This is a genomic window from Confluentibacter lentus (assembly GCF_002806995.1).
In the GTDB taxonomy this organism is placed as follows: domain Bacteria; phylum Bacteroidota; class Bacteroidia; order Flavobacteriales; family Flavobacteriaceae; genus Confluentibacter; species Confluentibacter lentus.
The window spans coordinates 85,332-96,906 of record NZ_NIHE01000003.1; the positions used below are offsets into that span (position 1 = coordinate 85,332).

Consider the following 11,575-nt stretch of genomic DNA (forward strand, 5'->3'; position numbering starts at 1 on the left):
GTAAATTGATTATTGAATGTTTAGTTTTTTATACTCACTTACTAGTCTATTATATCTACCACTCTTCTTTTTCTGATAAAATACTAATAACATGATCCAAACTGCGATTATGGTAATAAAAGACAGAAAACGAATTATTGATGCATTCTCATTTGATCCATCAACTGAGCCTATCAAAAAATCAAACCCTAAAGCAATTGATATAAAAATAGGAATAGGGGAAACCAGTGCAAGCAACCAGTAAAAACTACTACTTGGTCTTGAAGCGGATTGTAAAAGGCCAAATTTAGTTTTAAATTCTTTAGTATTGTGATTGAACAGTCCAACAAATGGGTCGTGATTTGAATTATTGACGATCATCTTAATGATTGTTATTTCATGGCCTTCTCTACAAGAAAAATTAAAGTTTTCTAATTTAAATGCTAGTTCATCACCATTTGAATCTTCTAAAAATACATTCAGCTCTTCAATCCCATGTATATTTATATTTCCACTAGAGTAACCATGAGAACTAGTATAAATAGTTCCACCACCACGAGTATGAGATAATGACTTAACTTCCAAAATTTTTCCTTTAAGCCATTGAAATTTATAATCCTTGTTGGCTATTTTAATTTTTTTCTCTCTAACCATTTAATTTTATACTTTATTTTATAATACAATTTTAATAATTTATTATGAAGATTGACAAAATAGAATGAACCTAAATCAATATTATTTATGACTTATTTTTAATCTAATAATTTTTTCATTTTGGCTTCATTTTCGGTATCTCCTAAATAAGAATAGATATTTAATAGTCTATCAATAGCACTAGATTTAAAATCTCCGTTGGTCTCAATAATTCTTTGTAGGTATGGAATGACCATTTTAAATAGAAATTCTCTTTTCTTTTTTAATTCTTTGTGTTGTATATCGTCTTCTTTGGAAGTGCCTAATGCATTCATTTCATTTACAATTTTTGCATCTTCATCTAAAATCAAAGACGCCATATTTAAATTAGCATCTTCATATAATGGGTTTATTATGAGTGCTTCTTTATAATAGTTAATTGCTTCAGTATGATTTTTTTGATCATGGTAAATTACTCCAACATTGTAATAAAATTTGGCTATGTCTTTATATAAAGATTTAGCTTTATTAAAATAGCTTAATCCTTTTGCATTGTCTTTTATTACACCAAGACCATTTATATATAGAAAGCCTATATAAATTATTGCCGTTGGGTTATTTTGATCAGCAGCTTTTGACCACCACTTAAAAGCCTCATTATAATTTACATCGGTTCCAATACCCCGATAATACCAATAGCCAATTCTGTATTGGTCTTCATCACCTCCAAATTGGGCAACTTTTAAATAATAATTAAAAGCTGTTTTGTAATTTTCTTTTACACAAATACCTTTAAAATACATCTCAGCCAACATTTGCAAAGATTTAAAATGATTTTTATCAGCCGATTTTTTAAACCATTCTTCTGCTATAGTACAATTTTGCTCAACTACCTTTCCATCTCCATAAAATATGCCTATTTTGAATTGTGAATCCGCATTGTCTTGTTTGGCTGCTTTGAGATAATAATTAAAAGCTTTGTTTATATCCTTAGATACGAAAATGCCATTTTCGTACATATGTCCTAATTGATTAAGCGCACTAGCATTGTTGTTGTTGGCAGCAAGATTAAAATATTTTAATGCTTCTACTTCATTTTTATCAGTACCTACACCATTGGCAAACATCAAACCCAAATTAAATTGTCCATCAGGATCATTTAATCCCGCTGCTTTTTGAAGATATTCAAATGCTTTGTTATCATCTTTAGTTATACCTAATCCATTTTGATAGAGATGGCCTAAATAAACCAATGCTTTAGCATTTTCTTGTATTTCGGCCTTTTTAAACCAAGTTAAGGCTTCATTATAATCTTGAGTTATATAAGAGCCAGTAGCATACATATAACCAATGGCATATTGTCCATCTGGATGTCCCATTTCTGCTGCTCTTTTAAAATATGTAAAAGCTGTTTCTAATGATTTATTGACGTCTTCACCATAAAAATATTTTTTTCCAGCTTGGTAAACAGCATCTGCATCTGTTAGGTCTATTTCTTTGAGTTCAGGGTAACCATTTATATCATAATAGCGCTTTTTAGCTGTTTGGTTAAATAGGGTAGCAATAAGGTCTTCTTTAAATCTTACTGTATGGAATTTATAATTTGCCCAAAGTTTTTGCCATTTATCTTTAACTTCCTGAGTTTCTTCTTGGTTTATTTCTTTTAAGTATTTTTCATAAACCAAGCGCATGGCATTATTATATTCTTGTTTTTGTGCTGAAATCACTTTTTCAATGGGTTTGTTTTTGTGCAAATAATCTTTATCAATTTCAAACATAGCAATATCCCAAAGTACATATAAAGCAGCTCTATGTTTAGCATATGTATCTATAGCACTAGTTCCTTTAATATTTTTGAGAACATTTTCAGCCGTTGGCATATCGTATAAATCAGGATTGGTTTGAGCCCCAGATGATAATAATAAAATGAGAGAAATTAAAAAAGTTATATAAAAGGCTTTGGTTTTCATTTTTTATAATTTTTGTCGGATTAATTTAGTAATGCACTTTTATAAAGGTTTATAGGTAACATAAAAAAAATTAAGGTTATTAGCTCTAATACCTTTATTTTTGTTTCCCCCAATATCACCTAATTTTCAATTACATTAAATTTACCATTTATTATTTCATATTTCGCAATTCCTTTTACTGAAGGGCAACACATGGCATCATTTTCTGAATAAGATAAAGTCTCAAACCAAAATAAACCCTTTTCGTCGATATTTTTAAAGGATATTTTTCGCCAATCTTTTCCTCCAATAGACTCGTTTATAATAGGAATAATTTTATTGTTTTTGATTTTTCCGAATAAAAAATTGAGTCCCCAAGTACTGGTTCCTGGAAAAGCAATAACAGAATATTCAAAAACTACTTCTTCGTCTCCATCGTTATCAATATCTAAAAAAACCAAATTATTTAATTGATCTAAATAAGATTTCCCTTCTTGGTTAGCTAGAAAATCCATAAATGCTAGAATGGCTTCTAATTGTTTTTCAGTTGTAATTTCGAGTCCATCCTTAAGTGTAATATCAATTTCATTTAACCTGTCTGATATTTCGGTGCTAGTAGAGTATTCGATAAATTCTTCATCGTTTTGGTTTTGAATTTGTGTTTCCACGGTTTCAATTTCTATTGAATTTGAATCACTATCCTTAGAAATATCCTCAGTTACATTTAATGTTTTTTTGCATCCAAAAAAAAGGAAAATAGCAATTAAGAGAAAATAAGTTTTCATTATATAGATTATTACTATTTATTTTTCCATTAAATATACATCTTGAGTTATGTAACCATTATTAAAAGTTAAGTGATAATGATGAATAAGTTTCCATCCATTTGCTCCCATATAATTTAAAGCGTCAATAGCATTTTTGTAAGTTTTTAGTTTATTATTTTCGATATTGCCATTTTGATAATTACTAAAGTTGCCCCAAATTGAAGGTTTATATTCATTTTGGAAACTTAACCCTTCAGAATCGTCAATTCTATAATCATAAACAACTTCACAATATTTTTTAGTTCCTTCAGAAGTACTTGTATTAGTAAATGACCATAAAATAAAACAAACAAATAAGAGAGATACAAATAAAGTTGTGATGCGCATATAAGAATTGGTTTTCATAACATTACTTTTTAGAAATTTAACACCCTACACAAGACATCATGAAACCTCCCATAAAAAATACAACTCCAGCAAACATCATGGCATATTTTAAATAAAGTTTAATGGCATCTCCACCTTTCATTTTGCTAAATTTTTTATCTCCTGCTTTTGAATTATATCCAAAATAAAATAGAATGCCTCCGATAATTATAAATACTAATCCCATAATTTTTAATTTTAACTGTTTATATTAATTGTTATTTATTCCTTACAATATGTGCCTATAAAACCACCACCATCTAAGCAGCCTTCATCTGTAATGATTAGTATTTGGTTTTGACCAGCATTAATAATTTTAACTTTATCATCATCTAATTGATAATCAATCTCAGAGGTAGTGTCCATAAAAACAATCTCTACTTTATTTCCAGACTTAAATGTAAGTTTTTCAAAAAAGGCATTGTTGTTTCCTATATATATGCCTCTTAGCTCATTGCCTGTTGTGCATCCAAAGAGGAGTATTGAAACAGATAGGGTTAATAATAGTTTGAGTGGTTTCATAATTTTATGTTTTAATAACACTATAAAACTACAAGCACTTTCTACAAATAACAACCACCACTTATTTTATGCGCTACTTCAATTATTTTCTGTAAATAAAAAAGCTTCCTATTTTAAAATATGTTAAATTTATCACAGACTCAGTAAGTGAATAAGTAAATTGCTAAATCAAAGTTTATAATATGGGGAAGCTACTCTCAACCATTTTATTTGTAACAATAACAGTTTCGGTTTTTTCGCAGCAAAATAAGATTGATTCTTTAAAGCAAATACTTCATAACTACTCAGATCAAGACACACTAAAAATATCAGCCCTCATACAAATTTCAAATGCCATAAATACTATTAATACAGATAGTGCCTTGGTATATGCAGATAAGGCCATAAAACTGTCTGAGAATATAAATTGGGCTACAGGTCTTGCAACATCTTACCGCCAAAAAGGGCTTGTGTTTTATTATAAGTCTGATTATTTAAGCGCTTTAATGTTTTCCCAGAGAGCTCTCGGTTATACTAAAAGAGCAGATAGCAAACTTTTAGAAGCCTCTATTTACAGTAACATTGGTAACATTTATGCCGATATTGAGGATTTTGATAAAGCATTGGAAAGCTATGAAAAGCTTTTAAAAATTGCTAGACAGGTAAAATCAATACAAGACCAACTTATTGCATTGGTTAATATAGCGGTGGTTCATACTGAACAAGGAAATCTTTATGAAGCTGTTAAGATGTATCATAGTAGTTTAAAATTAGCAGAAGACCATAATTTGGATACTTTTATTCCAACAATTTGTAATAATTTATCTAAAAGTTACATAAATCTTTCTGAAAATGATAAAGCTACTGAGTATTTAAACGTGGGAATAGAAAAAGCAATAGAACTAAAAAATCTTTATGTATTGGCCATATTGAAAAGAAATTTAGCCGACATTTATTTAAAAGAGAATAATCTGGAAAAAGCGGAATCCCTACTATTGGAAAGTATTTCCTTGTCTAAATCCAACAATACTTTGGAATGGGAGGCGCAATCCTTGAAAACATTGTATCAGGTTTATGAAAAGCAAGATCAAGTAAAAAAAGCTTATGATATCTATAAAAAATATATAGTTTTAAGGGATAGTATTGTGGATGGGGACAAAAAAGCCGAATTTTTAAAAAGAGATTTAACTTTTGAAAACGACAAAAATCAAGCACTAGCTAATACCGAAATTGAGCGTCAAAAACTCATTAAAAAAGGGACTATCATTGGTGGTAGTGGTTTTATTTTGGTGTCTTTAATAGGGTTTGTTTTATATTACAGAAAACAAAATGCCGATGCCTTAAAACAAGAAGCCGAATTTAATGCCAAGGTTTCGGATACAGAGCTCAAGGCATTGCGGGCACAAATGAATCCGCATTTTATATTTAACGCCCTAAACTCCATAAATGATTTTATTGTAAAAAACGATGCCGAATCTGCCAGCAAATATTTAACAAAGTTTGCAAAAATAATGCGGCAAACACTTGAAAATTCCATCCAAAAAGAAATTACATTAGCAGACGACCTTAAATTATTGGAATTATACATGCAAATTGAAGCTATGCGATTAAGCAACAAATTTACTTTTATTTTTGAGGTTGATAACCAAATAGACGCTGAAAAAACGTTGGTGCCACCCCTTATTTTACAGCCTTTTATTGAAAACAGTATTTGGCACGGTATTTCAAAAAAAGAGGGGATAGGACATATTAATATTTCAATTAAAAAGGAAAATGACATGCTAGTCTGTATTGTAGAAGATAATGGGGTTGGTTTGCAAAATAAGGCATCAAATAAAAACAAGATATCTTTAGGGCAGAGTATTACAAAAAAAAGAATAGAGATTATAAATAAACGGAAGAACACCAAAGGCACTGTTGAATTAATTAATAAGGAAGAAGGCTTGCGTGTTGAGGTTAAACTACCATTCCAATTAGCTTATTAATATGATAAAAGCCATTATTATAGACGATGAACAGCATTGTATAGATACATTGCAACAACTTGCTAAGCCAAATGCTGATCTTCAAATACTTGAAACTTATAATACGATAGCCGATGCCATAAAAGGGGTTGAAATACATAATCCCGACTTGGTTTTTTTAGATGTACAGATAAACAACGAAACGGGTTTTGATTTTTTAAAACAGCTAAACGGTGTGCCATTTGAAGTTATTTTTACCACAGCTTTTGAAGAATTTGCGGTTCAAGCCTTCAAATTTAGTGCGGTAGATTATTTGCTAAAACCCATAGATGAAGATGATTTTAATTTAGCCATTGCCAAAGTGAACCAGAAATTGGAGACAAAAGATTTTTCTAAAAAAGTTAATTCCTTATTAAATAACATTTCAAAAAAGGATAGCCTTAAAAAAATAACTATTCCCACGGCTGATGGATTGGAGTTTTTAGAAGTTTCTGATATTATCAGATGTGAAGCCGATGTAAACTACACAACGATTTTTACCATAGACAGAAAGAAGATCGTGGTATCAAAAACTTTAAAGTACTTCGAAACGTTACTTTTTAATTGTAATTTTTTCAGGATTCATAACTCACACCTTATAAATTTAGATTATATCAAGAAATATACAAAAGGGAAAGGTGGCTATGTTACTTTAACAGATAACTCAACTATAGAAGTATCTACACGCAAAAAAGACGAGTTTTTAAAGATTATAGGTTAGAAGATATTTTTAGAATAAAGACTTTATCTTCTCGTAATATATTTCATCAAACTTTTTAATGACCAAATCTGCTTGGCTATAATCTTGATTTTTAGAATGGAAACTATCAAAAGCGACACAGAATACTCCAGCACCTTTAGCCGCTAAAATACCATTGGTAGCATCTTCTATGACCATACACTCTTTCTTTGAAAAACCAGTGGCTTCGGCTGCTTTTATAAAAATTTCAGGATGAGGTTTCGATTCTTTTAAATCGGCGCCACTAAGTTTAGCTTTAAAGTATTTGTTTAAGTCAAATTTTTTAAAAATTCTATCAATGCTAGGCATGGTTGCCGATGATCCTAAAACTAACGTAAGTCCATTTTTGTGATAATCTTTTATTAAATCCAATACACCTTCAATAAGGTCAAAATTGGTGTCATTCTCAAAAATATAATCAAAATGTTTCCTTTTTAAAGTGACTAGTGTTTCTGGAGATTCTTTCAAGTTATAAGTATCACAAAGTTGTTTGCAAATATTTAAGGTCGATTTTCCAGTAAACGATTCATAAAGCGCAGCAGGCACTTTAATGTTAACATCATCAAACATTTTATGGTAGGCAATATAGTGCAAAGGTTCACTTTCAATAATAACCCCATCCATATCGAATATAACAGCTTTTAACATGTTGATTTTTTTTGCGAAGATATATGAATAGAAAATAATACCCTAAAACCTATTTGTAGTTTTAAATAAAATTTACATATTTGCTGAATGATTGTTTAAGTAAACTTCACTTAATAGGTCGAGGTTCTCTCGAAAAAGGAACTGAGTAATTAACAACTTGGTTATGTTTATTTTTTAATATGTTTCAAAATGCAATCAAATAAAATATCCTTAAAACAATTTCTACACTATTTTAAAATAGCCTTTACGGGAAAAGAACAAGAATTTACTTCGGGCAGCATCCGTCGAGCGGTTTTTATGCTGGCCATTCCCATGATTTTAGAAATGCTCATGGAATCCATTTTTGCCTTGGTAGATATTCTATATGTATCCAAAGTGAGCGTGAATGCCGTCGCCACCATTGGTTTAACCGAATCTGTTATCACGTTGGTGTATGCCTTGGCAATCGGTTTAAGTATGGCTGCAACAGCAATAGTGGCTAGACGTGTCGGTGAAAATGACATTGAAGGCGCATCAAATGCCGCCGTCCAGGTTATTTTTCTTGGAATTTTTGTAGCCTCCATAATTAGTGTCATAGGAATTATATTTCCCAAGGAAATTCTAAGTCTTATGGGTGCAGAACCCGATTTAATTGCTGAAGGTTATGGTTATACCAGGGTATTGTTAGGCGGCAATATAACGATTATGCTATTGTTTTTAATCAACGCCATTTTTCGTGGCGCAGGTAATGCATCCGTCGCTATGTGGACACTGGTTTTGTCCAATGCATTGAACATAATTTTAGATCCTATTTTCATTTTCGGATTTGGTCCCATCAAAGCTTATGGCGTTGAGGGTGCGGCTATAGCAACGACAATCGGTAGGGGTACAGCAGTTATATTTCAATTGTTTATTTTATTTAAGGGTCATAGCAAAATTAAAATCGGACTTAAAGATTTGGTGTTTCGCATAAAGGTGATGTTCAACTTAATTAAAGTGTCCTTAGGTGGCATTGGTCAGTTTTTAATTGCAACGTCAAGTTGGGTGTTTTTAATGCGGATCATGAGCGAATTTGGCAGTGAAGTATTAGCAGGTTATACTATTGCCATTAGGGTGATGATGTTTACCATGATGCCTGCTTGGGGATTGAGCAATGCGGCGGCAACGTTGGTCGGACAAAACTTAGGTGCCCATAAACCAGAGCGCGCGGAACTTTCAGTTTGGAAAACAGGTGGTTATAGTGCTATTTTTATGGGATTGGTTTCTGTGGTTTATTTAATATTTGCGCCACAAATAGTTACATTATTCAACACGACTCCCGATGTTGTAATCTATGGTAGTTTATGTTTACGGATTTTAGCGTCTGGGTATATTTTTTATGGCTACGGTATGGTGGTTATCAATGCGTTTAATGGAGCAGGAGATACTAAAACGCCAACGTATATAAACTTTGTTTGCTTTTGGTTGTTACAATTACCGTTTGCTTATTTAATGGCTGTGACGTTGGATTTTGGACCAACTGGCGTTTTTTGGGCGATTACAATAGCTGAGGTCTTAATTGCCATTGTAGCCATTGTTTGGTTTAAAAAGGGCACTTGGAAAACCATTAAAGTTTAGCTTGAAATTAGTATTTTTAAAAACTTAAATAATGTATTGATATGACAAAAGGAAGACTTGAAGCCTTTACCGATGGTGTTTTGGCAATCATAATTACGATTATGGTATTGGAATTGAAAGTACCTCACGGCGGTAGTTTTGAGGATTTAAAATCGTTATTGCCTGTTTTTTTAAGCTATGTATTGAGTTTTATTTATTTAGCCATTTACTGGAATAACCATCACCATATGATGCAAACGGTTAAACATGTTACTGGAACTATATTATGGGCTAATATGCATTTGTTGTTTTGGCTATCTTTAGTTCCTTTTGTAACGGGTTGGATGGGAGAAAACCATTTTACCAATGCGTCTTTGTTTTTATATGGCGTAGTGCTTTTAGGTGCTGCCATCGCTTATTTTGTTTTACAAAATCTTATTATTAAAAGTCATGGGGATAATTCCATCTTAAAGAAAGCTTTAGGTAAGGATTTAAAGGGTAAAATGTCTCCTGTTTTATATTTATTGGGAATTTCATCTTCTTTTATAAGCGTTTGGATTAGCGGCGTTTTATATATTGTAGTTGCCATTATTTGGTTGATACCTGATACTAGAATAGAGAAAACCCTCAAGAAAGAAAGGCAAATGAACCATTAATATCATAAAAAAGGAGTTCCATTTGGAACTCCTTTTCTTCTTGAAAGCACTTATTATTAAATGTGTTCTTCTAAATGATGGTGTTCATCAATTAAAGGACCACCTTCCATAATTTGTTTAGAAGCTTCATTAGCAAATTTTTCAAAGTTTAGATGGAATGAATGTGCTAACTGTATAGCTTTACCTATGTAAGCTCCTTTTTGCAACCAAGTATTCATAGGGTCTAATATTTCAGTAGGGACACCTGGACAATATTTAGGCATGAATAAGCCAAAGATTGGGTTTTGTTCATAATCCACATGATCTAATTCGCCATTTAATATAGCAGTAATCATGGCTCTAGTATATTTTAATTTGATTCTAGAACCAACTCCGTAAGGACCTGCGCTCCAGCCAGTATTTATAAGCCATACATTGACACCTGCATCCGACATTTTTTTACTTAACATTTCACCATAAACGGTTGGGTGTAAAGGCATAAAAGGTGCGCCAAAACAAGCAGAGAATGATGGTACAGGTTCTGTAATACCAGCTTCTGTTCCTGCTACTTTAGCAGTATATCCAGAAATAAAGTGGTATGCAGCTTGTCCTGGAGTTAATTTAGATACTGGAGGTAGTACACCAAAAGCATCACAAGTTAAGAAAAATATATTTTTTGGGTTGTTGGCATATAATGTTTCTTGTATGTTATCAATGTGATAAATTGGGTAACTCACACGAGTATTCTGAGTGATGCTTCCATCTAAATAATCGACTTCGCCGTCTGCTTTAAATACCACGTTTTCCAATAAAGCTCCTGGTCTTATAGCTCTATAAATGTCTGGTTCTTTTTCTTCGGTAAGGTCAATAACTTTGGCGTAGCATCCACCTTCAAAGTTGAAAATGGTATTATCGGCAGTCCAACCATGTTCATCATCACCAATTAATTTTCTGTCTGGGTCGGCAGACAATGTTGTTTTTCCAGTTCCAGATAATCCGAAGAAAATTGCGGTATCTCCATATTTTCCAACGTTAGCAGAACAGTGCATTGGTAACACATTTTTTTCTACTGGTAAGATTAAATTTAAAGCAGAGAAAATCCCTTTCTTAATTTCTCCAGTATAAGCCGATCCACCAACCAACGCTATTTTTTTAGTGAAATTGATAATTGAGAAATTCCCTTGACGAATGCCATAACCAGCAGGGTCGGGGCACACATAACCTGGTGCACAAAGTACCAACCAATCTTCTTTGAAGTTTTTCAAGTCTTTTTCGCTCGGTCTGATAAACATGTTGTAAACGAACAAACTAGACCAAGGCAACTCGGTAACGGTTCTAATACTAGTTCTGTATTCTGGTTCGGCACATGCGAATCCGTCCCTCACATAAACTTCTTTTCCAGAAAGGTATTTTTTGACTTCCTTTTCTAATCTATCAAAGTTTTCAGGAGATACTGGTTTGTTAACATTTCCCCACCAAACTTTATCTTTTGTGTAGTCATCTTTGACTATAAAACGATCTTGAGGAGATCTACCAGTAAATTTACCAGTGTTAATTGCTAAGGTGCCGTTTGGGGTTTCTCTACCCATGTTTTTTTCGATGGTAATTTGTTGAAGTTTTTCAGGAGATAAATTCCAATGTGCGGTGACATCTTTCAAACCATATGGTTCTAAGCCTGATTTTTGTTGAAGTGTTGCTGTATCTTTCATTTTATTATATT

Annotated in this window: 12 protein-coding genes; 4 read left to right on the forward strand and 8 right to left on the reverse strand. The window is 32.0% G+C overall.

Translation table 11 applies throughout. The annotated features are described in order from the left end of the window. Positions 1 to 9 precede the first annotated feature (9 nt). The 6 genes from CDH50_RS07270 to CDH50_RS07295 form a co-directional block, all read right to left on the reverse strand. On the reverse strand, positions 10 to 633 hold the full coding sequence (locus CDH50_RS07270; protein WP_100611360.1) for a hypothetical protein: 624 nt from the start codon (positions 631 to 633) through the stop codon (positions 10 to 12). Between the two features lie 98 nt (positions 634 to 731). Next, the gene (locus CDH50_RS07275; protein ID WP_100611361.1) at positions 732 to 2,582 is read right to left on the reverse strand and encodes a tetratricopeptide repeat protein; all 1,851 of its coding nucleotides are present in this window, start codon (positions 2,580 to 2,582) and stop codon (positions 732 to 734) included. Positions 2,583 to 2,701: 119 nt separating this feature from the next. Then, entirely contained in the window at positions 2,702 to 3,346 is a 645-nt protein-coding gene (locus CDH50_RS07280) for a hypothetical protein (RefSeq protein WP_100611362.1), read from the reverse strand. A gap of 18 nt (positions 3,347 to 3,364) precedes the next feature. Then, on the reverse strand, positions 3,365 to 3,733 hold the full coding sequence (locus tag CDH50_RS07285; RefSeq protein WP_100611363.1) for a hypothetical protein: 369 nt from the start codon (positions 3,731 to 3,733) through the stop codon (positions 3,365 to 3,367). Positions 3,734 to 3,752: 19 nt separating this feature from the next. After that, positions 3,753 to 3,941, reverse strand: coding sequence for a hypothetical protein (locus tag CDH50_RS07290; RefSeq protein WP_100611364.1), 189 nt, complete (start codon positions 3,939 to 3,941; stop codon positions 3,753 to 3,755). Between the two features lie 35 nt (positions 3,942 to 3,976). Continuing rightward, positions 3,977 to 4,276, reverse strand: a complete 300-nt coding sequence (locus CDH50_RS07295) for a hypothetical protein (protein WP_100611365.1) — start codon at positions 4,274 to 4,276, stop codon at positions 3,977 to 3,979. A gap of 182 nt (positions 4,277 to 4,458) precedes the next feature. On the opposite strand from CDH50_RS07295, the gene CDH50_RS07300 reads away from it, so the two are divergent. Then, positions 4,459 to 6,240 (forward strand): tetratricopeptide repeat-containing sensor histidine kinase, encoded by a 1,782-nt coding sequence (locus CDH50_RS07300; protein WP_100611366.1) that lies wholly within the window; start codon positions 4,459 to 4,461, stop codon positions 6,238 to 6,240. A 1-nt stretch (position 6,241) separates the two neighbouring features. Next, positions 6,242 to 6,979, forward strand: coding sequence for a LytR/AlgR family response regulator transcription factor (locus tag CDH50_RS07305; RefSeq protein ID WP_100611367.1), 738 nt, complete (start codon positions 6,242 to 6,244; stop codon positions 6,977 to 6,979). 9 nt (positions 6,980 to 6,988) lie between these two features. On the opposite strand, the gene CDH50_RS07310 is transcribed toward CDH50_RS07305, so the two are convergent. Further along, on the reverse strand, positions 6,989 to 7,645 hold the full coding sequence (locus CDH50_RS07310) for an HAD family hydrolase (protein ID WP_100611368.1): 657 nt from the start codon (positions 7,643 to 7,645) through the stop codon (positions 6,989 to 6,991). Between the two features lie 189 nt (positions 7,646 to 7,834). On the opposite strand from CDH50_RS07310, the gene CDH50_RS07315 reads away from it, so the two are divergent. Together CDH50_RS07315 and CDH50_RS07320 are read left to right on the forward strand one after the other, a co-directional pair. After that, positions 7,835 to 9,241 (forward strand): MATE family efflux transporter, encoded by a 1,407-nt coding sequence (locus CDH50_RS07315; protein ID WP_100611369.1) that lies wholly within the window; start codon positions 7,835 to 7,837, stop codon positions 9,239 to 9,241. Positions 9,242 to 9,282: 41 nt separating this feature from the next. After that, positions 9,283 to 9,876, forward strand: a complete 594-nt coding sequence (locus tag CDH50_RS07320) for a TMEM175 family protein (protein ID WP_100611370.1) — start codon at positions 9,283 to 9,285, stop codon at positions 9,874 to 9,876. A gap of 56 nt (positions 9,877 to 9,932) precedes the next feature. On the opposite strand, the gene pckA is transcribed toward CDH50_RS07320, so the two are convergent. Continuing rightward, complete coding sequence (gene pckA / locus CDH50_RS07325) at positions 9,933 to 11,564, reverse strand: phosphoenolpyruvate carboxykinase (ATP) (protein ID WP_100611371.1); 1,632 nt, start codon at positions 11,562 to 11,564, stop codon at positions 9,933 to 9,935. Positions 11,565 to 11,575: the final 11 nt, after the last annotated feature.